This is a genomic window from Kitasatospora arboriphila (genome assembly GCF_039528095.1).
Taxonomy (GTDB): Bacteria; Actinomycetota; Actinomycetes; order Streptomycetales; family Streptomycetaceae; genus Kitasatospora; species Kitasatospora arboriphila.
In genome coordinates this window covers 110,301-134,628 of sequence record NZ_BAAALD010000003.1, presented here as the reverse complement: position 1 = coordinate 134,628, position 24,328 = coordinate 110,301, and the positions used below count along the sequence as shown (strand labels likewise).

Annotated in this window: 21 protein-coding genes and 1 pseudogene; 10 read left to right on the top strand and 12 right to left on the bottom strand. The window is 73.9% G+C overall.

Annotation, left to right across the window (positions count from 1 at the left end):
• Positions 1-210 precede the first annotated feature (210 nt).
• The 3 genes from ABD353_RS02910 to ABD353_RS02900 all read left to right on the top strand — a co-directional run bounded on the left by ABD353_RS02910 (position 211) and on the right by ABD353_RS02900 (position 1,600).
• A complete protein-coding gene (locus ABD353_RS02910; protein WP_030272071.1) occupies positions 211-402 on the top strand; it encodes a hypothetical protein in 192 nt (63 codons plus the stop codon).
• 138 nt (positions 403-540) lie between these two features.
• The gene (locus tag ABD353_RS02905) at positions 541-1,284 is read left to right on the top strand and encodes a phosphatase PAP2 family protein (protein ID WP_344621826.1); all 744 of its coding nucleotides are present in this window, start codon (positions 541-543) and stop codon (positions 1,282-1,284) included.
• Positions 1,285-1,324: 40 nt separating this feature from the next.
• Positions 1,325-1,600: a DUF6343 family protein gene (locus ABD353_RS02900; RefSeq protein ID WP_344621887.1), complete on the top strand. Its 276-nt coding sequence runs from the start codon at positions 1,325-1,327 to the stop codon at positions 1,598-1,600.
• 27 nt (positions 1,601-1,627) lie between these two features.
• Here the strand turns inward: ABD353_RS02900 and ABD353_RS02895 are convergent, their stop codons facing one another.
• Positions 1,628-3,151, bottom strand: coding sequence for an aldehyde dehydrogenase (NADP(+)) (locus ABD353_RS02895; protein ID WP_344621825.1), 1,524 nt, complete (start codon positions 3,149-3,151; stop codon positions 1,628-1,630).
• Positions 3,152-3,332: 181 nt separating this feature from the next.
• On the opposite strand from ABD353_RS02895, the gene ABD353_RS02890 reads away from it, so the two are divergent.
• Positions 3,333-4,112, top strand: coding sequence for an IclR family transcriptional regulator (locus ABD353_RS02890; protein ID WP_344621886.1), 780 nt, complete (start codon positions 3,333-3,335; stop codon positions 4,110-4,112).
• 125 nt (positions 4,113-4,237) lie between these two features.
• On the top strand, positions 4,238-4,753 hold the full coding sequence (locus ABD353_RS02885) for a hypothetical protein (RefSeq protein WP_344621824.1): 516 nt from the start codon (positions 4,238-4,240) through the stop codon (positions 4,751-4,753).
• Positions 4,754-4,806: 53 nt separating this feature from the next.
• Here ABD353_RS02885 and ABD353_RS02880 read toward each other — a convergent pair.
• Positions 4,807-6,007 (bottom strand): annotated as a pseudogene (locus ABD353_RS02880) (hypothetical protein).
• A gap of 57 nt (positions 6,008-6,064) precedes the next feature.
• Positions 6,065-7,018 (bottom strand): 5-dehydro-4-deoxyglucarate dehydratase, encoded by a 954-nt coding sequence (locus ABD353_RS02875; protein WP_344621823.1) that lies wholly within the window; start codon positions 7,016-7,018, stop codon positions 6,065-6,067.
• Positions 7,019-7,272: 254 nt separating this feature from the next.
• On the opposite strand from ABD353_RS02875, the gene ABD353_RS02870 reads away from it, so the two are divergent.
• The 5 genes from ABD353_RS02870 to ABD353_RS02850 are packed head-to-tail and all read left to right on the top strand — an operon-like array spanning position 7,273 to position 12,426.
• Positions 7,273-8,181, top strand: a complete 909-nt coding sequence (locus ABD353_RS02870; protein WP_344621822.1) for a carbohydrate ABC transporter permease — start codon at positions 7,273-7,275, stop codon at positions 8,179-8,181.
• Between the two features lie 8 nt (positions 8,182-8,189).
• Positions 8,190-9,092 (top strand): carbohydrate ABC transporter permease, encoded by a 903-nt coding sequence (locus ABD353_RS02865; protein ID WP_344621821.1) that lies wholly within the window; start codon positions 8,190-8,192, stop codon positions 9,090-9,092.
• Between the two features lie 59 nt (positions 9,093-9,151).
• Complete coding sequence (locus ABD353_RS02860) at positions 9,152-10,453, top strand: ABC transporter substrate-binding protein (protein WP_344621820.1); 1,302 nt, start codon at positions 9,152-9,154, stop codon at positions 10,451-10,453.
• 3 nt (positions 10,454-10,456) lie between these two features.
• A complete protein-coding gene (locus tag ABD353_RS02855) occupies positions 10,457-11,617 on the top strand; it encodes an enolase C-terminal domain-like protein (RefSeq protein WP_344621819.1) in 1,161 nt (386 codons plus the stop codon).
• A complete protein-coding gene (locus tag ABD353_RS02850) occupies positions 11,614-12,426 on the top strand; it encodes an NAD-dependent epimerase/dehydratase family protein (protein WP_344621885.1) in 813 nt (270 codons plus the stop codon). Before ABD353_RS02855 ends, ABD353_RS02850 begins: the two co-directional genes overlap by 4 nt.
• A 23-nt stretch (positions 12,427-12,449) precedes the next feature.
• On the opposite strand, the gene ABD353_RS02845 is transcribed toward ABD353_RS02850, so the two are convergent.
• From ABD353_RS02845 to hpnC, 9 genes are all read right to left on the bottom strand, one after another.
• Entirely contained in the window at positions 12,450-13,850 is a 1,401-nt protein-coding gene (locus ABD353_RS02845) for an aspartate aminotransferase family protein (protein ID WP_344621818.1), read from the bottom strand.
• Positions 13,840-15,750 carry a 1-deoxy-D-xylulose-5-phosphate synthase gene (dxs, locus tag ABD353_RS02840; RefSeq protein ID WP_344621817.1) on the bottom strand — a complete coding sequence of 637 codons (1,911 nt, stop codon included), beginning with the start codon at positions 15,748-15,750 and terminating at the stop codon, positions 13,840-13,842. Before dxs ends, ABD353_RS02845 begins: the two co-directional genes overlap by 11 nt.
• Positions 15,751-15,876: 126 nt before the next feature.
• Positions 15,877-16,902, bottom strand: a complete 1,026-nt coding sequence (gene hpnH / locus ABD353_RS02835) for an adenosyl-hopene transferase HpnH (protein ID WP_344621816.1) — start codon at positions 16,900-16,902, stop codon at positions 15,877-15,879.
• Between the two features lie 2 nt (positions 16,903-16,904).
• Entirely contained in the window at positions 16,905-17,570 is a 666-nt protein-coding gene (locus tag ABD353_RS02830; protein WP_344621815.1) for a phosphorylase family protein, read from the bottom strand.
• A 37-nt stretch (positions 17,571-17,607) separates the two neighbouring features.
• Positions 17,608-19,605, bottom strand: coding sequence for a squalene--hopene cyclase (gene shc, locus ABD353_RS02825; RefSeq protein WP_425555063.1), 1,998 nt, complete (start codon positions 19,603-19,605; stop codon positions 17,608-17,610).
• Between the two features lie 102 nt (positions 19,606-19,707).
• Positions 19,708-20,709, bottom strand: a complete 1,002-nt coding sequence (locus ABD353_RS02820) for a polyprenyl synthetase family protein (protein ID WP_344621883.1) — start codon at positions 20,707-20,709, stop codon at positions 19,708-19,710.
• 161 nt (positions 20,710-20,870) lie between these two features.
• A complete protein-coding gene (gene hpnE / locus ABD353_RS02815; RefSeq protein ID WP_344621814.1) occupies positions 20,871-22,271 on the bottom strand; it encodes a hydroxysqualene dehydroxylase HpnE in 1,401 nt (466 codons plus the stop codon).
• 103 nt (positions 22,272-22,374) lie between these two features.
• A complete protein-coding gene (gene hpnD / locus ABD353_RS02810; protein WP_344621882.1) occupies positions 22,375-23,232 on the bottom strand; it encodes a presqualene diphosphate synthase HpnD in 858 nt (285 codons plus the stop codon).
• 41 nt (positions 23,233-23,273) lie between these two features.
• Complete coding sequence (hpnC, locus tag ABD353_RS02805; protein WP_425555061.1) at positions 23,274-24,155, bottom strand: squalene synthase HpnC; 882 nt, start codon at positions 24,153-24,155, stop codon at positions 23,274-23,276.
• Positions 24,156-24,328 lie beyond the last annotated feature (173 nt).

Here is a 24,328-nt window from a genome sequence, read left to right as displayed (position 1 = left end):
CGCGGACGGGTGCTGCGGACCGTACCCGCGGCGACCGGCGCGGACGTGCCGGTCGCCGAGGGTGCGGAAGAAGCCAGAGCGTCGCAGTGCGCACAGGCCCTCCGATGGTCCACACTCGGTAGCAGACGTCCGCTGCCCGAGGAGGGCCGCGGAGCCGCAGCCGACCGGTCGCCGACGGCACGGCCGGCACTCGTACCACTGGAGGCCTCCATGTCCGAGTCCACTGACAGCCGATCGATGCCCACCCCGGACCACCTGCTCCACACCGGGGCGGAGCACCCCGTCGACCCCGAGGACCTGGTGATGGCCTCCGGCCGCACCCCCACCCCGGAGCTCATCGAGAAGGCCCGGCAGGACCTCCAGAAGTACGGCCGGGTCGCCGTGGAGCGCCTGCTCCCCTGACCTGGAGTCCGTACCGCCGCCGCCGAGAGGCCCCGCGTCCGCGGGGCCTCTCGCGTTCCGCCGCCGCGGCTCCGGCGGGGGAACCGGCGGTCCCGGCCCCACCCGGACCGCCGTGGTGCAGCGGGTAGGGTCTCTGGGGTGCGAGTCCTGACCGAATCCCCCCTCGACCGGCGGCCCGCGGCCGTCCCGCCGGCGGAGCCGGCCCGGACGCCGATCGGCCGCGGGCGCGTGCTGCTGATCGCCGCCACCGCGCTGGTGTACGCGGCGGTCGTGGTCGGGGTGCTCGCCGACACCGCCCTGGTCCGCTTCGACTGGTGGCTGGAGCTGCTCAAGCCGTACAAGCGGTGGCCCGAGGTGCGGCCGCTGCTCGACGTGTGGATCGTGGCGGGCCAGCGCGGCCCCTCCGCCATCGCCGCCTGCCTCTGGCTCGGCTGGCGCTCCTGGCGCAGCCGCACCGTGCGGCCGCTGCTGGTGATGGGCGCGGCCCTGCTGCTCCTCAACATCACCGTGGGCGGCGTCAAGATCGTCACCGGTCGGCTCGGCCCGCACTATGCGCACGTCATCGACTCCCCCGAGCTGTTCGCCGGAGGAACGATCTTCCCGTCCGGGCACACCGCCAACGCGGTGGTGACCTGGGGCGTCCTCGCCTACCTGGCGGTGCGGTGGCGGCGCACCGGGGCGGTGCTGGCCGGGCTGACGGCGGCGTCGATCGGCCTCACCACCGTCTACCTCGGCACCCACTGGATCTCGGACGTGGTGGCCGGCTGGACGGCCGGCCTGCTGGTGCTGCTCGCCCTGCCGCTCGCCGAGCCGCTGGTGGACGCCGCGGACCGCCGGATCACCGCGCTGTACCACGGCCCGGCCGGCCGCACCGGGCGCTGACCCCCGGCCTACCATGGAAGGGGGGCTGGAGGTGAGCGCCATGCGTCCGGCGAGGACACCCCGGTACTGGCGCAGCGGCACCGAGCCGGCGACCGCCCGCAGCGATCTGAAGCTGCGCTTCCTGCTGTCGGTGATGTTCCTGCCGGTGTTCGTGGCGATGACGGCCGGGTTCGCGCTCTGGGCCTCCCTCAGCACCGGCTCCGACCTGCCGAGCAGCGGTGCGCTGACGGGCTTCGCAGTGCTCTCCGGGGTGCTGACGGTGTTCGCCGCGGTGGACCTGTACGTGGTGGTCCGGCGCCGCCGCACCGAGCTGTGACGCCCGGCCCGGCGCTCGCCGCGGACGTCAGGGCTCGCGGCGTCCGTCGACCCGGCGGGGCAGTCCGAGCGGGTTGGCGTCGTGCAGCTCGGGCGGCAGCAGCTCCTCCGGGGTGTTCTGGTAGCTGACCGGGCGGAGCCAGCGCTCGATCGCGGTGGCGCCGACCGAGGTCGAGGTGGAGGTGGTGGCCGGGTAGGGGCCGCCGTGCTGCATGGCGGGGGCGACGGCGACACCGGTCGGCCAGCCGTCGACGACCAGGCGGCCGGCCAGCGGCAGGAGGCGCTGCAGCAGCGCGGCGGCGTCCGGTCCGCGCTCGTCGGCGGCGAGCTGGACGGTGGCCGTGAGGGTGCCGTCGAGCCGGGCGAGGACGGTCTCCAGTTCGGTGGCGTCGCGGTAGCGGACGAGCACGGTGACCGGGCCGAAGCACTCCTCCAGCAGCAGGTCGGCGAGCCGGTCGGCGGCGACCGCGAGCACGCCCGGCCGGACGGCGAGCGGTGCACCGTCGGCGGGCGCCGCGCCGGCGGCGAGCAGCACCTCCACCCCGGGGCGTGCGGCGCGCTCGCGCACGCCCTCCAGGAAGGCCGCGCGCATCCGCGGATCGAGCATCGGGGCGGCCGGGGCCTGCGCGGCGGCGGCGACCACGGCCTTCTCGACGCCGGGATCGGCGGCCGGGACGAGGACCAGGCCGGGCTTGACGCAGAACTGGCCGTTGCCGAGGGTGAACGATCCGGCGAGCCCGGCGCCGATCTCCTCGGCGCGGGTGGCGGCGGCCCGCTCGGTGACGACGACGGGGTTGAGGCTGCCGAGTTCGCCGTGGAAGGGGATCGGCCGGGGCCGGGCGGCGGCCAGGTCGTACAGGGCACGGCCGCCTCGGACGGAGCCGGTGAAGCCGACGGCGGCGGTCAGCGGGTGGCGGACGAGGGCCGGGCCGGCGTCGAAGCCGTGCACCAGGCCGAGGACGTCCGCGGGCAGGCCCACCGATTCCGCGGCGGCCCGGATCAGCCGGGCGGTGGTCGCACCGGTCTCCGGGTGGTCGGGGTGCGCCTTGACGACGACCGGGCAGCCCGCGGCGAGGGCGCTGGCGGTGTCCCCGCCGGACACGGAGAAGGCGAGCGGGAAGTTGCTCGCCGCGAAGACGGCGACGACGCCGAGCGGCAGCTTCGTCCGCCGCAGGTCGGGCCGGCCGAGTGCCGGGTCGGCGTGGTCGATCACGATGTCGAGGAAGGACCCTTCGTCGACCTGGTCGGCGAAGGCGCGCAGTTGGTAGGTGGTGCGGGCGAGTTCGCCGGTGAGCCGGGCGGTTCCGAGGGCGGTCTCCGCGTCGGCGGCGGTGACGATCTCGCCGGCGGCGGCCTCCAGGTGGTCGGCGGCGGCGCGCAGCAGTGCCGTCCGGCGTGCGCGGTCGGCGAGCGCCGGGGCTGCCGCGGCGGCCGCGCGGACGGCGGCGTCGACCCGGGCGGCGCCGGCCTCCGTGGCGACCGGGCCGCGCGGTTCGCCGGTCCTCGGGTCGGTGGAGTGGACGGGGGCGGGCCGGTCGTCGGCGGTGTGCACGCGGGCCTCCTCAGCGCGGTGCCGGTCGGGTAGCGTCCGCGGCGGAGGTGCGTCCGCGGCGGTGGCGCGTGCGGGCCGGTCTCCCCGTCTCCCGCACCGCCCGGCTGTTCAGTATGCTGAACGCGGTACGACTACTTGAACTCGCGGGACGATACGCCGCGTGACGGAAGGGGTCAAGGACATGCCCTCGCCCAAGGACGCCGCGCCCGGCGGCGCCCAGGTCAAGTCCGCGGTGCGCACCGTGGAACTCCTGGAGTACTTCGCCGGCAACACCGGCATGCACAGCCTGGCCGAGGTGCAGGAGCAGACCGGGTACCCCAAGTCCAGCCTGTACATGCTGCTGCGCACCCTGGTCGAACTCGGCTGGGTGGAGACCGACGCGACCGGCACCCGCTACGGCATCGGCGTCCGTGCCCTGCTGGTCGGCAGCTCGTACATCGACGGCGACGAGGCGGTGGCCGCGGCCCGCCCGACCCTGGACCGGCTGGCCGACGACACCGGCGAGACGATCCACCTCGCCCGCCTCGACGGCACCAACGTGGTGTACCTGGCGACCCGTCAGTCCCAGCACAGCCTGCGGCCCTTCACCCGGATCGGCCGGCGGCTGCCCGCGTACTGCACCTCGCACGGCAAGGCACTGCTGGCCACCCGCACCGACGAGCAGATCCGCCGGCTGCTGCCGGAGAAGCTGGAGCCGCTCACCGAGCACACCCACACCGACCGCGAGGAGCTCATCGAGGAGCTGCAGCGGGTGCGCGAGCTCGGCTACGCCGTGGACCGCGAGGAGAACACCCTCGGCGTGCGCTGCTTCGGCGTGGCGATCCCCTACCGGCATCCCGCGCGGGACGCGGTGAGCGTGTCGGTGCCGGTCGCCCGGCTGACCCCGGGCCGCGAGCAGACGATCCGCGACGCCCTGATGGACGCCCGCGACCGCCTCACCCTCGCCACCCGGCACCTCTGACCGGCCGCCCCGCACCGCACCGGCCGCACCGCACCGCACCGGCCGGGCGCGGGGCGGGCCCGGCCGACGGCCCGATCCCGGTCCACCCCTCCCCCGATCGCAGCGGGCATGACAGTCTGTCCGCCATGCGCACACGTTCCCTCACCGTGGCCGTCGCGGCCGCCGCCGTGATCGGGCTGGCCGGATGCTCCGGCTCCACCGACTCCGCGTCGAAGGCCGACCCCGCCGCACCCGCCTCCGCCGCCCCGGCGGCCTCCGCCGCCCCGGCCGCCTCCGGCGCCCCTGCCGCGTCCGGGGCCACCTCCGGCGACGCCGCTGCCGGCACGCCGGCCGGCGCCAAGCCCGCGCCGCCGTCGAACGCCGGGCTGCCCGCCGAGCCGGACTCCGCGACCGCCGCCAAGCTGGTCGCGGCGCTGAAGGCGCTGGACCCGGACATCGTCTCGGCGGGGCCGGCGAAGACGGTGGAGGCGGCCCGCAAGCAGTGCCAGGCCGTCTACAACTACCCGAAGGACCACGCCAGGCTGGTCGCGGTGGCGGGCAGCACCTTCACCTCCGCCGCGCACCCGAAGGGCTTCGGCCCGGAGGTCTCGGAGAAGATCCTCGCCGCCGTGCAGGCCTCGGGCCTGTGCACCCGCATCTGACCCGTCGACAGCCGCGGGCCCCGACCGTCCTCCGGTCGGGGCCCGCGTGCGTGTCAGCCCGCCGGCCGCAGCAGCCGCCGCACCGCCGCCAGGTCCGCGTCGGAGGCCAGGCCCGCGTGGTAGAGCCGTAGTTCGTCGGCGCCCGGGACGGCCCGCGGCGGGGCCCCGCCCAGCCCGGCGACCACCGGCAGGTTGGCCGCGAGCACCGTGCCGGGCCGCCGGTGGGACGCGGTGAGCGGCAGGGTGCGGGCCGGGTCGGGCAGCACCAGCCCGTCGGCGAACTCCAGCACCCGGGCCGCGTCGACCCCGGGGTTCGGACCGGACCGGTGCACCAGCGGGTCGCCGTGCAGCCGCACCCGGACCCCGGGCGGAGCGGCGGAGCGCACCGCCGCGACCGCCGCGCGCTGCAGGGCCAGGGCGGCCGCCGTCCGATGGGCGAGGGCGGCGGCGGCCGGGTCCGGCGGGCCGAGGGGCCGGGCGGGCCGCCGGCCGAGGGCGGGGGGCGGCACCGGCGGGGCCCGCGCCGATCGCGGCCCCGACCGCGGCCCACTCCTCGCCGGCCGCCGGGTCGGGGGCGCCGCGCCACAGCGGTTCCAGCGCGGCCAGGACGGCCGCTCGCAGGGCGTCGGCGCCGTCCCCGTAGCCGCGGCGGCAGACCCCGCAGAAGCAGAGCGACATCAGGAACTGCCCGACCGGGCCGAGCGGAACGCCGCCGGTCTTGTCGTGGGCGTGCAGGTGGGCCAGCCCGTACCAGCCGCAGGACTCCAGTTCGGTGCCGGTCGCGCCGGGCCGGACGGCGGCCTCGGCGGCGAGGTCCGCGGCGTACTCGACCACCTCGGGCCGGGCGATGCACGGCGCCCACGGGTAGGGCTCGCCGTAGGCGTTGTGCACCGTGCTCGCCGGGAACTCGCCGCCCAGCCGGGAGTTGTGGGCGAGCACCACCCAGCTGTGCACCTCGACGCCGGCGCCGAGCAGCGCCCCGGCCGCTTCGCCGAACGGGTCGGCGGACGGCAGCCAGTCCTGGGCGTACGGGCGCAGCCGGCGGCCCCGCCAGCGGGCGGGCGAGGCCGGGTAGTAGACGGCGGAGTGGCGGGCGGTGACGATCCGCCGCGCGGGGTGGCGGGGTGTCAGGGCGCGGGTGGAGTGGTACGCGGAGGCGAGGGTGGCCCGGTCGGGGCCGAGGTCGGCGAGGCGGTCGGCGGCGTGCGGGTCGCCGAGCACGTCCCAGGGGTAGAGGAAGGCGGAGGTGCGCACGGCGGCTCCGTGGATCGGGGGTGCCCGGCGTCCGGCCGGGCACCCGGGCGGGCGGGGTCAGATCAGGCTGCGGCCGTGCTCGACCAGGCGGGCGAGCTGCTCGACGTGCTCGGGGGCGGGTTCGGTGAGCGGCGGGCGGACGGGTCCGGCGTCCAGGCCGTCGAGCCGCACCCCGGCCTTGACGAGCGAGACGGCGTAGCCGCTGCCCTGGGCGCGAAGTTCGACCAGCGGCCGGTAGAAGCCGTCGAGCAGCCGGTTGGCGGTGGTGTCGTCGCCGGTGGTGAGGGCGCGGTGGAAGGCGAGCGCGATGTCGGGGGCGAAGCAGAAGACGGCGGAGGAGTAGAGGGTGACGCCGATGCCCCGGTAGGCGAGTCCGGTGAGTTCGGCGGTGGGCAGGCCGTTGAACCAGCAGAACGGGCGGTCGGGCCGGGCGGTGCGGACGGCGCTGACGATCCGCTGCATCCGGTCGATGTCGCCGACGCCGTCCTTGAAGCCGACGACGTTGTCGAGGCCGGCGAGGCGGACGACGGTCTCCGGGTCGAGGACGGCGTTGTCGCGGGCGTACACGACGATCTCCAGCGGGGTGGCGGCGGCGAGGGCGGCGTAGTGCCGGTACAGCCCCTCCTGGGAGGGCTTCACCAGGTACGGCGGGAGGGCGAGGACGCCGTCGGCGCCGGCGCGCTCGGCGCGCCGCAGGAAGTCGAGGGCGAGGGCGGTGCCGTGGCCCACACCGGCCACGACCGGGACGGCTCCGGCTGTTTCCTCGACGGCGGCGGCGATGACAGCCTCGTACTCGTCGAGTCCGAGGGCGTGGTACTCGCCGGTGCCGCAGGCGGCGAAGACGGCGGCGGCGCCGGCGTCGAGGCGGGCGCGGACGTGGGCGCGGAGGGCGGCGTGGTCGACGGCGCCGTCCGGGGCGAAGGGGGTGACGGGGAAGAAGAGCAGTCCGTCGAGGCGGTCGGCGAGCGGGGTGCGGTCCGCGATCGGGGCGGCGGGCAGGTCAGCAGGCATGGGGGTCGCTCTCCAGGGGGTGCGGCGAACGGGGCGCGGCGAACGGTGTGCGGCGGAGGCGGGTGCCCGGGCGACCCGGGCGCCCCTCGACAGGGTTATACATCACCATGACCACAGTCCACATCCATGAACGCTAATTCGCTGCACGGGGGGTTGACGCCCTAACAGCCCCTTCCTAGGGTGTCCACACCTGTGAACAACCTCCAAGGGCATGTCTTCTCCCGTCCCCGGGCAGAGAGGAGGCGAGCACACGCGTGGCTCTCGCCGGCACCCCCCGTTCCCGCGGCCCCCGACTGCGCCGGGCCCTCACCCCGTACACCCTGATCGCACCGACCGTGCTGCTGCTGGCCGTCTTCCTGGTCGTCCCGGTCGGCAGCGTGCTGTACTCCGCGCTCCAGCACCACGTCGTCAACGAGCCCTACGACGACGCCTTCGTCGGCCTCGACAACTTCCGCCGGATGGCCGGCGACGAACAGTTCTGGCGCAGTCTGGCCTTCTCGGCGAAGTGGGTGGCCGCCGAGGTCGTGCTGCAGCTGCTGCTGGGCCTCGCACTCGCCCTGATCGTCAACGAGACCTTCGTCGGACGCGCCGTCGCCCGGGCCCTGGTCTTCTCCCCCTGGGCCGTCTCCGGCGTCCTGACCACCGGCATCTGGATCCTGCTCTACAACCCGGCCACCGGCGTCCTCCACCACCTGGCGGAGCTCGGCGTCGGCGACGCCGGCACCTCCGTGCTCGGCAACCCGGACACCGTGTTCGGTGCCGTCGTCGTCGCCGAACTCTGGCGCGGCGTACCGTTCTTCGCCATCCTCGTCCTCGCCGACCTGCAGTCCGTGCCCCGGGAGCTCTACGAGGCCGCCTCGATGGACGGCGCCGGCCGGGTCCGCAGCTTCCTGCACGTCACCCTGCCGCACCTGCGCGACGCGATCGTGCTGGCCACCCTGCTGCGCGGGGTCTGGGAGTTCAACAACGTCGACCTGCTCTACACCCTCACCAACGGCGGCCCGGCCGGCGCCACCACCGGCCTGCCCCTGTACGTCGCCCAACTCGCCCGCAAGTCCTACGACTTCGGCTACGGCTCGGCGCTGACCTGCGCGGCCTTCGTGATCCTGCTGTTCTGCTCGATCCTCTACCTGCGGCTCAGCAGGTTCGGCAGCGGGAAGTGACGGCGCCGATGACCGCCCCCGACCTGGAGCGCGCCCCCGTGACCACCGCCGCCCTGCCCACCCCGGCCCGCACCGCCGCCGGCACGGGCCGTCCCGCCCGGCGGCGCGACGGCCGGTTCCTGCGGCTGTTCCTGCCGCTCGGCCTCTACCTGCTCTTCACCCTGGTGCCGTTCTACTGGATGCTGCTCTTCGCCCTCCGCCCGGCCGGCTCCACCTCGCTGCTGCCCTGGCCGATCACCACCGAGCACTTCGCGACGGTGTGGAACGGCATGGGCTTCAGCACCTACGTCCGCAACAGCGTGTGGATCGCCCTGCTCACCCTGCTGTTCGTCACCTTCTTCGCCCTGATGGGCGGCTACGCGCTCGCCCGGTTCGACTTCCGCGGCCGCCGGGTGTTCATGCTGGCGCTGCTGTGCACCCAGTTCGTGCCGGGCGCGATGATGCTCATCCCGCTGTTCGAGATCTTCCGGACCTTCCACCTGATCGACTCCCGGTGGAGCCTGATCGTCGCCGAGACGACCTTCCAGCTCCCGCTCGCGATGATCCTGATGAGCGGCTTCGTGAAGAACGTCCCGGTCGAGCTGGAGGAGTCGGCGACGGTGGACGGCTGCGGCCGGCTGCGCGCCTTCCTCGCGGTCGTGCTGCCGCTGCTGCGGCCCGGCATCGTCGCGGTCGGCTCCTTCGCCTTCATCGGCAGCTGGAACAACTTCCTCTTCGCGCTGATGTTCCTCAACGACCCGGAGCTGCAGACCGTCCCGGTCGGCCTGCAGACCACCATCGGCGAGAACACCGTGGACTTCGGCGCACTCGCCGCCGGCGGCGTGGTCGCCGCCGTCCCGGTGGTGCTGGTCTTCGCCGTGGTGCAGAAGTACCTCGTCCAGGGCATGAGCGCCGGCGCCGTCAAGGGCTGACCCCGGCCACCGCACCCGTCCCCCCTCCGATCCACGCCGATCCCGACAGGACACCGCCCATGAGCCGCACCCTGCGCACCACCGCCGCAGCCCTCGCCGCCCTCGGACTGCTGACCGCCTGTTCCTCCGCCGGCTCCTCCTCGGACACCGGCGGCGAGGTCACCCTCACCTACTGGGACAACAACGCCGGCCCGGCCAGGACCCCGCTGATGCAGCACCTGATCGACGGCTTCGAGAAGTCCCACCCCGGCATCACCGTGAAGTACGTCGGCGTCACCAGCTCCGAGATCGCCGAGAAGTACAACACCGCGATCGCCTCCGGCTCCACGCCCGACGTCGGCGGCGTCACCACCGCCCTGCTCGCCTCGCTCACCGCGCAGAAGGCGCTGGCGAAGCTCGACGACCGGTACGCCGGGAGCCCGCTGAACGGCAAGCTGTCCGCCAACTTCCTGACCATCTCCAGGAGCGCCGCCGGCGGCAAGGGCCTCTACCAGCTGCCGTCCTCCGGCAACCAGGACGTCATCTGGTACCGCGCCGACAAGTTCAAGGAGGCCGGCCTCGCCACGCCCAGGACCTGGGACGAACTCTTCGCCGCCGCGGCGAGGTTGACCGACCGGTCGAAGAACCAGTACGGCTTCACCATCCGCGGCGGCGCCGGCTCCGGCTTCCAGATCCTCTCCGAGGCCTACGCCTACTCGGGCCTGGACGCGATGTTCGACGCGAACGGCACCTCCACCGTCGCCGATCCGCGCAACATCGCCCTGATCGAGAAGATCGCCGCCCAGTACAAGGCCACCACCCCCGAGGCCGACGTCTCCAACGCCTACCCGCAGATGCTCGCCCAGTTCCAGGCCGGACAGGTGATGACGGTCCACCACAACCTGGGCTCCACCAGGGACGTCAGGACGGCGCTCGGCGACAAGGTGGCCGGCATGCTGCTGCCCGCCGGCCCGGACGGCACCGCCATCCTCGCCAACCCGGTCGACGGCTTCGGCCTGTTCGAGAAGAGCAGGCACAAGGACCAGGCCTGGGCCTTCATGGAGTACCTCGACTCGCACACCGCCAACAGCTACTGGAACGAGAACGTCGGCCAGATCCCCGCCAACACCGAGGCGTACGCCGACGACTGGTACGTCAGGTCCGGTATCACCAAGCAGGCCGGCGACGCGCTCAACTCCACCACCGCCAGGCTCGTCCAGCCACCGGTCCACCTCCCCCAGTACTCGAAGATCACCAAGACCGACGCGGAGCCGAACTTCCAGAAGGTGCTGCTCGGCAGGATGTCCGCGGCCGACTTCGCCGAGTCCCTCGCCGACGCCTTCACCAAGGCCCAGCAGACCTACCGCGCGAAGAACGGCTGACCGATGACCGCGACGATCGAACGCATCGAGCTCACCGTCTTCACCACCGAGGCCCGCACCGCCGTCGACGCCCACGGCCACCGGCACCCCTGCGCGCCGCGCGGCGTCCGCGAGGCCCTGCTCACCGTCACCGACACCGACGGCACGGCCGGACGCGTCCTCGTCCAGCCCGACCACCTGCGCCCCGCCGTGCTCGACGGGCACGTCCGCCCGGTCCTGCTCGGACAGGACCCGCTGGACCGGACACGCCTGTGGACCTCGCTCGCCCGGCGGCAGCGCGGCGCCCACGGCGGCCTCACCGACCGCGCCCTCGGCTTCGTCGACCTCGCCCTCTGGGACCTCGCCGGGCAGCGCCTCGGCCTGCCCGTGTGGAAGCTGCTCGGCGGCGCCCGCAGCGAGGTGCCCGCCTACGCCTCCACCATGTGCGGCGACGAGGTCCCCGGCGGCCTCGCCACCCCCGCCGACTACGCCGACTTCGCGGTGCAGCTGGTCGAGCGCGGCTACCGGGCGATCAAACTGCACACCTGGATGCCGCCGGTGTCCGGTGCGCCCTCCGTCGCCCTGGACATCGCCGCCTGCACCGCCGTCCGCGAGGCCGTCGGCCCCGGCGTCGAACTGATGCTGGACGCCAACCACTGGTACTCCCGCACCGAGGCGCTCCGACTCGGCCGGGCGCTGCAGGAGTTGGACTACTACTGGTTCGAGGAGCCGATGGAGGAGGCCTCGGTCTCCTCGTACCGATGGCTCGCCGGGCAGCTCGACATCCCGGTGATCGGCCCCGAGACCTCCTGGGGCAAGAACTTCACCCGCGCCGAGTGGATCACCTCCGGCGCCTGCGACATCCTGCGCACCGGCACCACCGACGTCGGCGGCATCACCCCGGCCGTCCGCACCCTGCACCTCGCCGAGGCCTTCGGCATGGACTGCGAGGTGCACGGCAACGGCTCCGCCAACCTCTCGCTGCTCGGCGCCACCACCAACAACCGCTGGTACGAACGCGGGCTGCTCCACCCCCACACCGACTTCGACGCCGTGCCGCCGCACCTCCACGCGATCGTGGACGCGATGGACGAGCATGGCACCGTCCGGCTCCCCGACCGGCCGGGCCTCGGCGACCACCTCGACCTCGACCACATCAAGCGCCACACGATCACCACGGACTGACGATGCCACAGACCATCCTGCTCACCGGCGCGGCCGGCGGCGTCGGCACCATGCTGCGCGAGCTGCTGCCCGCGTACGGCCACCGCCTCCGGCTCGCCGACCTCGCACCGGTCCCGGACGCCCCGGACGCCCTCGCCTTCGACCTGCGGGACGCCGATGCCGTCCGCGCGGCCGTCCGCGGCGTGGACGCGGTCGTGCACCTCGGCGGCATCTCGCTGGAGGACACCTTCGCCCGCATCCTCGGCGCCAACGTCGAAGGCACCTACCACCTCTACGAGGCCGCCCGGCTGGAGGGGGTGCGGCGGGTGGTCTTCGCCAGCTCCAACCACGCCGTCGGCTTCACCCCGCTGCACGGCCTCGGCCCGGGCGACCGGGGCCTGATCGGCACCGGCACACCGCCCCGGCCCGACACCTACTACGGCCTGTCCAAGGTGTTCGGCGAGGGCCTGGCCCAGCTCTACGCCGACAAGTACGGCATCGACACCGTCTCGATCCGGATCGGCTCCTGCTTCCCGAAGCCGCGCTCCACCCGGATGCTCTCCACCTGGCTCAGCCCCGCCGACTGCGCCCGGCTGGTGCACGCCGCCCTCACCGCCCCCGTCGAGGGGCACGTGGTGGTCAACGGCATCAGTGCCAACACCCGCGCCTGGTGGGACCTGGCCCCGGCCCGGGCGCTCGGCTACGAACCGCAGGACGACGCCGAGGCGTACGCCGCCGAGGTGATCGCCGAACACGGCGAACTGGAGCCGGACGGCGTCGACGCCCGCTTCCTCGGCGGCGCCTTCACCGAGATCGAACCACCACGCTGAGCGGTCGGGTCAGGGCGCGGAGTTCACCGCCCGCCGACCGCCTGCTTGACCAGGGTGCGGCCGAAGTCCCACATCAGGCCGCTGCCGCGGTGCGCCTCGTCCATCACCTCGGTGAAGGCGTCGACGAAGCGGTCGACCTCCTTCTCGGTGATGATCAGCGGCGGGATCAGCTTGATCACCTCCAGGTGGTCGCCGGACACCTGGGTGAGGATCCGGTGCCGCTGCAGCAGCGGCACGACCACCATCTGCGCGAACAGCCCCTTGCGGGCGGCCTGCAGGGCCGTCCACCCGGTGCGCAGCTTCAGCGACTTGGGCCGGCCGAACTCGATGCCGATCATCAGCCCGCGGCCCCGCACGTCGGCCAGCAGCTCGTACCGGTCGACCAGTTCCGCGAGCCGGCCGCGGAACAGGTCGCCGACCTTCCGGGCGTTGGCCACCACCTGCTCGTCGCGCATCACGTGGAGCGTGGCGAGGCCGGCCGCCATCGCCTGCGCGTTGGAGCCGAAGCTGGCGGAGTGCACCAGCACCCGGTCCATCGACGAGTACACCTTGTCGAAGATCCAGTCCTTGCCGAGGGTCGCGCCGATCGGCACGTAGCCGCCGGAGAGCGCCTTGGCCGCGCAGACGAGGTCGGGCCGCACGCCCTCCTCGTGCTGGTAGGCGAAGAAGTCGCCGGTGCGGCCGATGCCGGTCTGGACCTCGTCGCAGATCAGCAGCGCCTTGTGGGCGTGCAGCAGTTCCTGCGCGGCGTACAGCCAGCCGGGCGGGGCGGCGTGCACGCCCTTGCCCTGGATCGGTTCGACGATCAGTGCGGCGACGTCGCCCTTCTTCAACTCCTTCTCCAGCGCGCCGAGGTCGCCGAGCGGCACCGCGGTGTCCGGCAGCAGCGGCTCGAAGCCCTTGCGGAAGCCGCTCTCGCCGTTGACCGAGAGCGAGCCCGCCGTCAGGCCGTGGAAGGCGTGGTCGCAGTAGAGGATCCGCCGCCGGCCGGTGGCGCAGCGGGCGAACTTGAGCGCGGTCTCGACCGCCTCGGTGCCGCTGTTGCCGAAGAACACCCGGTCCAGGCCGGGGGCTTCGGCGAGCAGCCGCTCGGCGAGCAGGCCGGGCAGCGGGGAGCAGTCGAAGCGGGTGAGGTCGGGCAGTCCGAGGTCCATCACCTGCTGCACCGCGGCGCGCACCACCGGATGGTGCCGGCCGAGCGCGAAGATCCCGAACCCGGCCAGCATGTCCAGGTACTCGTTGCCGTCGGCGTCGTAGAAGTACGGGCCCTCGGCGCGCTCGTAGTACTTGTCGAAGCCGATGGTGTGCAGCATCCGGGGCAGCTGCGGGTTGAGGTACTTGGCGTGCAGCTCGTAGCGCTCGGCGGCGCGGTCGGCGAGCAGGGCGGCGAGGTCGAGGCCCCCGGTGGGACGGTCAGCCGGCATGGTGCTGGTTCGCTCCTCGGATCGGTAGCAGCTGCTTGGCGTGGGCGGCGGTCTGGGCGGCGACGCCGGTGCCGGTGAGTCCGATCTCCTCGAGGATCTCACCGCGGCCGGCGTGCGCCAGGAACTCCTGCGGGACGCCGAGGTCGCGCAGCGGGGTGTCGACACCGGCGTCGCGCATGGCCTGGGCGACGGCGGCGCCGACGCCTCCGGTGCGGCCGTTGTCCTCGACGGTGACGACGAGCCGGTGGGCGGCGGCCAGGTCGACCAGGGCGGGGTCGACCGGCTTCACCCAGCGGGGGTCGACGACGGTGGCGGTGAAGCCCTCGGCGAGCAGCAGGGCGGCGGCGTCGAGGCAGGCGGGGGCCAGCGCGCCGACGGCGACCAGCAGGATCTCGGGCGCTGGCCCGGTGCGGTGCAGCACGTCGACGCCGCCGACCCGTTCCAGGGCGGGCACGCCGGGGCCGAGGTCGCCCTTCGGGAAGCGCAGCACGGTGGGTGCGTCGGGGACCTCGACGGCCTCGCGGAGCTGGGTGCGCAGCTGTTCGGCGTCGCGCGGGGCGGCGAGCCGCAGGCCCGGGACGACCTGGAGGATCGACATGTCCCACATGCCGTTGTGGGAGGCTCCGTCGTTGCCGGTGACGCCGGCCCGGTCGAGGACGAAGGTGACGCCGAGCCTGTGCAGGGCGACGTCCATCAGCACCTGGTCGAAGGCCCGGTTGAGGAAGGTCGCGTAGACGGCGACGACCGGATGCAGTCCGGCGGTGGCGAGGCCGGCGGCGCTGGCGACGGCATGCTGTTCGGCGATGCCGACGTCGAAGGTGCGGTCGGGGTGGGCGGCGGCGAAGTCGGCGAGCCCGACCGGCTGGAGCATGGCGGCGGTGACGGCGACGACGTCGGCCCGTTCCTTGCCGAGTTCGACCATCTCGGTGCCGAAGACGGAGGTCCAGGAGGTCCCGCGGGAGGGCGAGACCGGCAGGCAGGTGTACGGGTCCATGGCGCCGACGGCGTGGAAGCGGTCGGCCTCGTCCTGTTCGGCGGGGCGGTAGCCGCGGCCCTTCTCGGTGATGCAGTGCACGATGACGGGGCCGCCGAAGCGCTTGGCGCGGCGCAGTGCCTGTTCGACGGCGCCGATGTCGTGGCCGTCGATCGGGCCGACGTACTTGAGGCCGAGGTCCTCGAACATGCCCTGCGGGGCGAAGGCGTCCTTGAAGCCCTTCTTGGCGCCGTGCAGGGCGCCGAAGATGGGCTGGCCGACGATCGGGGTGCGCTGCAGGGCCTCCTTGCCCCAGGCGAGGAAGCGTTCGTAGCCGCGGGTGGTGCGCAGGGTGGCGAGGTGGTGGGCGAGGCCGCCGATGGTGCGGGCGTAGGAGCGTTCGTTGTCGTTGACGACGATGACCAGGGGGCGGTCGTCGGCCTCGGCGATGTTGTTGAGGGCCTCCCAGGCCATGCCGCCGGTGAGCGCGCCGTCGCCGACGACGGCGACGGTGTGCCGGTCGGTGCGGCCGAGCAGTTGGTTGGCCTTGGCGATGCCGTCGGCGTAGCCGAGTGCGGTGGAGGCGTGCGAGTTCTCGATGAGGTCGTGGTCGGACTCGGCGCGCGAGGGGTAGCCGGAGAGGCCGCCGCGGCCGCGCAGGCGGCTGAAGTCCTGCCGGCCGGTGAGGAGCTTGTGGACGTAGGCCTGGTGGCCGGTGTCCCAGAGGATGCGGTCGCGCGGGGAGTCGAAGACGCGGTGGACGGCGATGGTCAGTTCGACCACGCCGAGGTTGGGTCCGAGATGCCCTCCGGTGCGGGTGACGGCGTCGATCAGGAAGTCGCGGATCTCGTCGGCGAGCAGGGGGAGGTCGCCGGCGGGCAGGCGTCTCAGGTCGGCGGGCCCCTTGATGGTGGACAGGAGTGACATGGCTTCACCTCGCGACTCGGTGGAGAGCGATGACCGTCTGTGTCCAGGGTGCGGCCGGTGCGGTCGGCTCGCCTGTTGTCCGGGGGCCCGGGCGCGCGCCGGGCGCACGCCGCGGGCCCCGGGGCGTCAGTTGATCCGGCCGGAGCCCAGGGTCTCCCGGGCGGCGCGCAGGGACTCCTTGAGCGAGCCCATGGTGGCGAGGACGGCGGTGGGTTCGTAGCCGCAGTGCGCCATGCAGTTGTCGCAGCGCGGGTCCCTGCCGCGGCCGTACTTGTCCCAGTCCGTCTTCTCGATGAGTTCGCGGTAGGTGGGGACGTAGCCGTCGGCCATCAGGTAGCAGGGGCGCTGCCAGCCGAAGAGGGAGTAGTTGGGGATGCCCCAGGCGGTGCAGTCGAAGTCGACCTTCCCTTCCAGGAAGTCCAGGAAGAGCGGGCTGTGGTTGAGCCGCCAGCGGCGCCGGTTGCCGCCGGAGAAGGCCTTGCGGAAGAGCTCCCTGGTCTGTTCGACGCCGAGGAAGTGGTCCTGGTCGGGCGCCTTCTCGTAGGCGTAGGCCGGGGAGATCATCATCTCGTCGACCTTGAGCTCGTCGTTGAGGTAGTCGAGCACCTCGATGATGGTCTGCGGGGTGTCGGTGTTGAAGAAGGTGGAGTTGGTGGTGACCCGGAAGCCGCGCCACTTGGCCTCCCGGATCGCCTCCACCGCCTCGTCGAAGGTGCCCTCCTTGGCCACCGAGGCGTCGTGCCGCTCGCGCAGGCCGTCGATGTGGACGGTGAAGGTGAAGTACGGCGAAGGAGTGAATCTGTCGAGCTTCTTGCGCATCAGCAGGGCGTTGGTGCAGAGGAAGACGTACTTGCGGCGGGCGACCAGCTGGCGGACGATCTCGTCGATCTGCGGGTGCATCAGCGGCTCGCCGCCGGCGATGGAGACCATCGGCGCCCCCGACTCCAGGACGGCGCCGACCGCCTGGGCGACCGGCATCCGCTGCTTGAGCACCCCGGCCGGATGCTGGATCTTGCCGCAGCCCTCGCAGGCCAGGTTGCAGGCGTACAGCGGCTCGAGCTCGACGATCAGGGGGAACTTCTCACGGCGCCGGAGCTTCTGCTGTAGCAGGTAGGTGGACACGCGGACGGACTGACGCAGCGGCATGGCCATGGCTAACTCGCCTCCTGCGGGAGTGTCGAGGGCTGTGGTGGACGGGGTGCTGCGGTGGCGACCAGGCGGTGCCACTCGGTGAGGGCCGGTACGGCGGCCCGCAGGGCGCGCCAGGCGCCCACGCCGGCCGGCAGGGTGCCGGGCCGGATCAGCTCGCGTTCGGGTGTGTCGACGACCACCCGGAGCACCGCGGCCGGCAGCTCGGGCCGGGTCTCGGCACGGGCGGCGAGGACGGCGGCGGCCTCCATGTCGACGGCGAGGGCGCCGCGGGCGTGCAGCGCCCGGCGCTGGGAGCCGCGCACCACGTGGTCGGCGGTGTGGTGCAGTCCGGTGTGCGTGGTCAGACCGCAGGCCTGCAGGGCCTTGGCGAGGGTCGGGGCGCTGTCGAGCGCGAAGCGTCCGCCCTCCGAGTCGCGGACGGCGTCCGCGACGATGACCTCGCCGGGGGCGGTGCCGGGGGCGACGGAGGCGCCGAACCCGGCGACCACCAGGGCGCCGTAGTCGCCGGTGGAGAGCAAGGTCCGGACGACCTGCCCGGCCCGGCCGCGGCCGATCCCGGTGCGGACCAGGACGGGCGAGCCGCCGATCGCACCGGCCCAGTCGCCGCCGCGCAGGGCCCAGGCCTCCGGCCCGAGCGCACACAGCACCAGCAGGGGCTCACCCGTCATCGCACACCTCCGGCCGTCTCGGTGAAGTGACGTTTTCTCACCGGTCACCGCCTCCTGCCCCGAGCGGTCGCCCGGTCACGTACCTGCCGAGCGCCGTCACCGGGAACACCAGGCGGTACAGGTGGTAGTTGATCGAGAAGTCCCACGGGAAGCCCGTCCCGGTGAACTGCGGTTCGTCCCAGGTGCCGTCGGCGCGCTGGGTGCGGGCCAGCCAGGCGACGCCGCGCTCCACGGCCTCGCTGCCGCTGCCCGGGCCGTCCGGTGCCTCGCCGGCGGCGAGCAGCGCCATCAGCGCCCAAGCGGTCTGCGAGGCGGTGGAGTCGCCGCGCCCGGCCCAGGTGGCCGGGTCGTCGTAGGAGCGCATGTCCTCGCCCCAGCCGCCGTCCGGGTTCTGCCGGCTCTCCAGCCAGTGCACGGCCCGGCGGACGGCCGGATGGTCGCCGCGGATCCCGGCGGCGACCAGGGCGGGCAGCACCGAGCCGGTGCCGTAGATGTAGTTGGTGCCCCAGCGGCCGAACCAGGAGCCGTCCTCCTCCTGGTGGTCGAGCAGCCAGGCGATGCCGCGCAGGGCCCGCGGGTCGGCGGCGCCGCCGACCTCGGCCAGCATCTCCACCACGTGCGCGGTGACGTCGGCCGAGGGCGGGTCGATGACCTCGCCGAAGTCGCAGAACGGCAGCTTGTTGGGGAGCGGGCTGGTGTTGTCGACGTCGAAGGCGCCCCAGGCGCCGTCGCGGGACTGCATGCCGAGGCACCAGCGGACGGCGCGTTCCACGGCGCCGTTCAGCCGCGGGGGCTCCGGATGGGCGACCCGGCGCAGCGCCAGCACCACCTCGGCGGTGTCGTCGATGTCGGGGTAGGTGTCGTTGTGGAACTCGAAGGCCCAGCCGCCGGGCGCCAGGCGCGGCCGCTTGACCGACCAGTCGCCGCGGGTGGTGATCTCCTCGTCGAGCATCCAGTCGGCGGCCCGGACGACGGCCGGGTCGTCGGCGGGCAGCCCGGCGTCGCGCAGCGCGATGGTGGCCAGGCAGGTGTCCCAGACCGGGGACTGGCAGGCCTCCATCCAGCGTCTGCCGTCCTCGGTGTGCACGGTGAAGCCGTCGAAGGCGGCCAGTCCGGCCTTCATCACCGGATGGTCGAGCTTGTAGCCGAGCAGGTGCAGGGCGATCAGGGAGTAGACGGCGGGCGGTTGGATGCCGCCCCAGCAGCCGTCGGCCTCCTGGCGGTCGACGATCCAGCGGCCGGCCCGGGCGAGCGCGCTGCGGCGCAGCGGCCGCACGGCGTACCGGTGGTAGTGGTGCATCAGCCGGTCGAAGCGTTGGAAGAGGCCCTCCCAGCTGACGGCCGGGGCCATCGGCGGCGCCGGGTACGGGTCGGCCGGGTCGGTGTGCAGTTCGGTGAGGTCGAACGGGGCCCGGCGTACCGGGCGGTGGGCCGAGACCACGGTCAGCGGGACGATGGTCTGCCGGGCCCACTGGCCGAAGGCGTAGATGTTGAGCGGGGCCCAGCTCGGCAGGAAGAGGATCTCCGGCGGTAGTTCGGGGAGGCGCTGCCAGGGCCACCAGCCGAACAGGGCGAGCCAGATGCGGGTGAAGACCCGGGTGGCCGCGATGCCGCCGTGCTCGCGGACGTAGCGGGCGGCGGACCGCATGTGCTCCTCGCCGGGGTCGTCCCCGGCGAGTCTCAGGGCGACGTACGCCTCGACGGTGGTGGACAGTTCGGGAGGCCCGCCGTGGAAGGTCGCCCAGGTGCCGTCCGCGCGCTGCTGCGAGCGGATCCAGGCTGCCGTGGCCCGGGTCTGGTCCGAGGTGCGGATGCCCAGGAACTCACGCAGTAAAAGGTCCTCGGCGTCCATGGTGACGTTGGTCTCCAGGTCGCCCTTCCACCAGCCGTCGGGGTTCTGCAGTGACAGCAGGTGGGCGGTGGCCCGGGCCAGTGCCGCCTCGACGGGCACATCGTCCGATCGTCCTACCGGAGTCCGGCCGTCGGCCGCCCGCTCCTCCTCGGGGGGCGGGACGAGGCCGTCCGGCAGCGGCACCTGGCGATCGGCCACCCGGTCGGGAGGGCGGTCACCCACCGCGACCGGCTCGGAATCGTACTCGGGGTCGAGCCGGCCGCCCGCGGTTGCTGTCAATTCACGTCACCTCTCTCGTACCACCACGAATTCGGCGAGTGCGACGAAGTGCTCGCGCACCTCGTCGGTCATCGGTACCTCGTCCAGTGCGGCGAGGGCGGTCTGGTGCCGGCGGCGGGCCTCGTCCTGCGTCCAGGCCCGGCCGCCGGCCTCCTCGATCAGCCCGGCGCGGGCGGCGAGCACCTGCTCGCTCTCCTCGCCGCGGCCCTGCGGGTCGGCCAGCTGGTCGGCGAGCTTGCGGGAGGCGGCGCCGCCCTCGGCGAGCGCGGCGCACACCGGCAGCGACTTCTTGCGCTGGCGCAGGTCGCCCCAGTGCGGCTTGCCGGTCACCTCCGTCGCTCCCCAGATGCCGAGCAGGTCGTCCACCGCCTGGAAGGCCAGGCCGAGGTGGTACCCGTAGCGCTGCAGCGCGTCGGAGACCCGGTCGTCGGCGCCCGCGAGCACGGCGCCGATCGCGGCGGAGGCGGCGAGCAGGGCGCCGGTCTTGCCGCCCTCCATCTCCAGGCACTCCTCCACCGTCACCACGTCGCGCTGCTCGAAGGCGACGTCCATGGCCTGGCCGTCGATGAGCTTGCGGGTGGCGGTCGTGATCAGCCGGACGGCGCGTGCGGCGTCCGCGGCGGTCGCACCGCCCGTGACCGCCGCGTCGAGCAGCACCTCGGTACCCAGCGTGGCGAGCGCGTCGCCGACCAGGATCGCCTGGGCCGGTCCGAAGACCGTCCACGCGGTGGCCCGGTGCCGCCGGGTCTCGTCACCGTCCATCAGATCATCATGGAGCAGCGAAAAGTTGTGCACCAGCTCGACCGAGACGCCTCCGGGCACGCCGGCCTCGGCCGGAGCACCGGCCGCCTCGGCCGACAGCAGCGCCAGCGCGGGCCGCACGGCCTTGCCGCCGTCCCCGGCGGCGGGCCGGCCGTCCCGGTCGATCCAGCCGAAGTGGTAGGCGCCGACGGTGTCCATCGGTGCGGCCAAACGGGCGACTGCGGACCGCAGCGACGGGGTGCACATGGTCCGGCCGCGTGCCAGCAGGTCCAGCACCGACGGGGTGTCCTTCACCGAGCCGGCGCCCTGGGTGCGAGCCTCCACGTACGTTCCCTCTCCGTGCGGATGCCCGGCCGCCGTGGGCGCCAGGCGTGGTGCGGTGTCAATGGTCGTCCGGCGGGGCGGCGTCATCGCGGCCACCGTCCGTCGCCGCGGTCGGCGGGCAGCCGCCGGCCGGTGCGGGCGAGCGCGGCGTCCGCGGCGGCGTGGCCGCTGCGCACCGCACTCTCCATGGTGGCGGGCCAGCCGGTGGCCGTCCACGAACCGGCCAGCAGCAGGCCGGGCACGTCGGTGGCCGCGGCGGGCCGCAGCGGGGCGGTGCCGGGGGCCGGGTCGAAGGTGGCCGTCCGCTCGCGGGTGACGAAGAAGTCCAGCACCTCCGCCTCGCGGGCACCGGGCACCAGCCGGGCCAGCTCCGGCAGGTAGCGCTCGCGCAGCTCGGCCACCGGCAGGTCGATCTCGGCCTGCACCGCGGACTGCGAGAGCGCCAGGTACTGGGCGCCGGGAACGTCGAGGCCCGAATGGGCCGTCCGGTCGAACACCCACTGCACGGGCGAGCCCAGCGCGGCGAAGAAGGGGCGGCGCAGCAGGGTGCGGTCGTACACCACGTGCACGTTCAGGATCGGCGCGTGGCCGAGCCCGGCGATCCGCTGCTGGTCGCGGATCGCGCCCGGCGGCAGCAGGGCCGCCGCGGACTCCTGGGCGCCGGCGAGCACCACGGTGTTGGCGGAGAGCAGCTCGCCGTCCTCCAGCCGGACGCCGTGCCGGTCGGCGGGCTTGATCTCGGCCGCCCGGGTGCGCAGCCGGACCTGCACGCCGAGGCGCTCCAGCTCGGCCAGGGCGGCGTCGTGGTGGATCCGGCCGAGTGGCACGTTGGCCATGCCGATGTCGGAGGCGCCCGGGTCGGAGAGCAGGCCGGTCTTGAAGACCATGGCGGCCAGCGCCAGCGAGGTCTGCTCGGCGGTGGCGTTGAGCGTGGCGACGCCGACCAGGTCCCACAGGGCCGCGACGGTGGCGGGGGTCTGGCCGTGCTGCCGCAGCCAGGCGCCGAAGGAGATCCCGTCCAGCGCCGGGTCGGCGAGGTCGAGCGCCTGCAGGGCGAGGGCGGCCCGCACCACGCGCAGCCGGTCGGCCGGGCCGAGGTGCGGGTACCCGGCGAGGCTGGCGGCCAGGTGCAGCGGCACCGGCAGACCCGCGCGGCGCAGCCGGCCGAAGGTGCGCCGACCGTCGGGGGCGACGGAGAGCACCGGGACGTCGAGGCGCGGCTGGAGATCCACCAGACGGCCCGCGCCCAGTCGGTCCAGCAGGCCGCGGTAGGCGGTACAGCAGCGCAGGAAGACGTGCTGGCCGTTGTCGACGACCAGGTCGCCGCGGCGGAAGGAGAAGGCGAGGCCGCCGAGCCGGGGTCTGGTCTCCAGCAGGGTGACCCGGTGGTCGGCCTCGGCGAGGCGCAGGGCCGCGGTGATGCCGGCGAGCCCGCCGCCGACCACGACGGCGGTGGGCCGCTCGGCCGTCGCCCGTGCGGTCATCGGTGCCACCCCCTGCCCTGGTCTCGCCGTCGTTTCGTGGACAACATCACCGCATATGCCCGTGATTCCCTGTTGACACAGCGTGACATAACTGGCGGAAGAATCAAGAACGCCCTCCGGCGAGCCCGGACAGCGCCACGTACGCCTTCTCCCAGCCCGGCAGGGAGACCCGGCCGCGCAGGACGGACTCGGGTTCGGCCGCGATCCGGCCGAGCAGGCGGTGGTAGATGCCGGCCATCGCGGCGGTGCAGGCGCGGCTGCGGCGGTCCAGCATCGGCAGCAGCCGCAGGCCCTCCTCGAAGGCCTGCTGGGCCCGCTGCGCCTCGAAGGCGATCAGCCCGCTGAAGTCCGCGCCGACCGGCGGCTCGGGCAGGGCGAAGCCCTCCTGGCAGCCGAACCGGACGAGGTCCTCGGTGGGCAGGTAGGTGCGGCCGTTGGCGGCGTCCTCGCGCAGGTCGCGCAGGATGTTGGTGAGCTGCAGCGCGAGGCCGAGGGTGTCGGCGTAGTGCGCGCCGAGCTCCGGGTCCTCGCAGCCGTACACGCCGAGCGACAGCCGGCCGATGGCGCCGGCGACGCAGCGGCAGTAGACCTTGAGGTCCTCGTACGTCCGGTACTCGACGCCCTTGAGGTCCATCTCGACGCCGTCGATCAGCTCGTCGAAGCCGCCGAGCGGGATCGGGAAGCGCCGGGCGGCGTCCGCGAGGGCGACCTTGACCGGGTCGGTGTCGTCCTCGCCGACCGCGCCGGCCCGGACCTCGTCCAGCAGCTCGCGGGTGCGCAGCAGCTGCTCGGCCTTGCGGTCCTCGGGCAGGTCGCCGTCGCCGATGTCGTCCACCCGGCGGGCCAGGGCGTAGAGCGCGGACATGGCGAGGCGCTTGGGCTCCGGCAGCAGCCGGATGCCGTAGCTGAAGTTGCGGGCCTGCAGCGCGGTGACCGCCTCGCAGTACCGGTAGGCCGCCATGACCGGCGCCGACGCCAGTGGGGATGCCGCCACTCGGGCGTTCACCTTCCCTTCGCGAAGAGTGCCGCCGCCCGCAGTGCCAGGCGGCGCTTGTCCGGCTTGGGCTGCTGGGCGAGCACGTCGTACCCGGCGGCCTCGACGGCCGCCAGGGCCGCGTACCCGCCCGCGGTGAATCCCGCGAGCAGCAGCCGTAGCCTCCCGTGAACCGTACCGACCAGCGGTGCGCCGCGGTCGAGCAGGGTCCGGGCCCGCTCGGCCTCGAAGGCGATCAGCTCGCGGACCCGCCGTCCGGCGGTCGGCGCGGCGAGGTCGTCCTCGGTGACGCCGAACCGTTCGAGGGAGTCGGCGGGCAGGTAGATCCGGCCGCGGCCGAGGTCCTCGGCGACGTCCTGGATGTGCTCGACGACCTGCAGGCCGCTGCAGATCGCGTCGGAGAGGACGATCCGCTCGGGGGTGGCGACGCCGGCGAGGGCGAGCACCAGCCGGCCGACCGGGTCGGCGGAGAGGGTGCAGTAGCCGATCAGGTCGCGGTAGGTGGCGTAGCGGGTGGTGGTCTGGTCGACGCGGTTGGCCTCGATCAGGCGGCGGAAGGGCTCCGGGGTGACGGGGTGGCGGTCGGCGAGCGGGACGAGCGCCTGCATCAGCGGGTGGCGGGGCGGCTCGCCGCCCTGGCCGAGGGCGGTCTCGAAGGCGCGGTCGAGGTCGCGCTCCAGGCCGTCCAGCAGGCCGAGCCGGAAGGCGGTGCGGTCGGCGACGACCGGGACGTCCAGCAGTGCGGCCACCCGCTCCGGCTCGGCGAGGTCGCCGTCGCCGGCGTCGTCGACCAGCCGGGCGAAGCCGTAGACCGCCATCAGGTCGGTGCGCCAGGCGGCGGGCAGGAAGGACGGCGCGACCGGGAAGTTCTCCAGGTCCGCCTTCTGCAACGTGGCGCCATCTGTCTGATTGTCTGATTTGGCCGAAGCCACCACTGCCGTCACTCCCCCGTTCTACACCGCTCCCGCCCGGCGGTCCCCTTCGGACACGCGTACCGGGCACCGCGTCCGATCACGCCGAGGCCGGTGCCGGGAGAGTCCCGGCACCGGCCTCGGCGGGATCG

Excerpts from the sequence above, each read along its gene's own strand:
- ABD353_RS02910 (WP_030272071.1), top strand. The coding sequence starts at position 211 with ATGTCCGAGTCCACTGACAGCCGATCGATGCCCACCCCGGACCACCTG.
- ABD353_RS02820 (WP_344621883.1), bottom strand. The coding sequence starts at position 20,709 with ATGTGCACCCCGTCGCTGCGGTCCGCAGTCGCCCGTTTGGCCGCACCG.
- hpnE (WP_344621814.1), bottom strand. The coding sequence starts at position 22,271 with ATGACCGCACGGGCGACGGCCGAGCGGCCCACCGCCGTCGTGGTCGGC.
- hpnD (WP_344621882.1), bottom strand. The coding sequence starts at position 23,232 with ATGGCGGCCTACCGGTACTGCGAGGCGGTCACCGCGCTGCAGGCCCGC.
- ABD353_RS02900 (WP_344621887.1), top strand. The coding sequence starts at position 1,325 with ATGCGTCCGGCGAGGACACCCCGGTACTGGCGCAGCGGCACCGAGCCG.
- ABD353_RS02890 (WP_344621886.1), top strand. The coding sequence starts at position 3,333 with ATGCCCTCGCCCAAGGACGCCGCGCCCGGCGGCGCCCAGGTCAAGTCC.
- ABD353_RS02855 (WP_344621819.1), top strand. The coding sequence starts at position 10,457 with ATGACCGCGACGATCGAACGCATCGAGCTCACCGTCTTCACCACCGAG.
- ABD353_RS02860 (WP_344621820.1), top strand. The coding sequence starts at position 9,152 with ATGAGCCGCACCCTGCGCACCACCGCCGCAGCCCTCGCCGCCCTCGGA.
- hpnH (WP_344621816.1), bottom strand. The coding sequence starts at position 16,902 with ATGGCCATGCCGCTGCGTCAGTCCGTCCGCGTGTCCACCTACCTGCTA.
- ABD353_RS02845 (WP_344621818.1), bottom strand. The coding sequence starts at position 13,850 with ATGCCGGCTGACCGTCCCACCGGGGGCCTCGACCTCGCCGCCCTGCTC.
- ABD353_RS02865 (WP_344621821.1), top strand. The coding sequence starts at position 8,190 with ATGACCGCCCCCGACCTGGAGCGCGCCCCCGTGACCACCGCCGCCCTG.
- ABD353_RS02830 (WP_344621815.1), bottom strand. The coding sequence starts at position 17,570 with ATGACGGGTGAGCCCCTGCTGGTGCTGTGTGCGCTCGGGCCGGAGGCC.
- ABD353_RS02875 (WP_344621823.1), bottom strand. The coding sequence starts at position 7,018 with ATGCCTGCTGACCTGCCCGCCGCCCCGATCGCGGACCGCACCCCGCTC.
- ABD353_RS02885 (WP_344621824.1), top strand. The coding sequence starts at position 4,238 with ATGCGCACACGTTCCCTCACCGTGGCCGTCGCGGCCGCCGCCGTGATC.
- dxs (WP_344621817.1), bottom strand. The coding sequence starts at position 15,750 with ATGTCACTCCTGTCCACCATCAAGGGGCCCGCCGACCTGAGACGCCTG.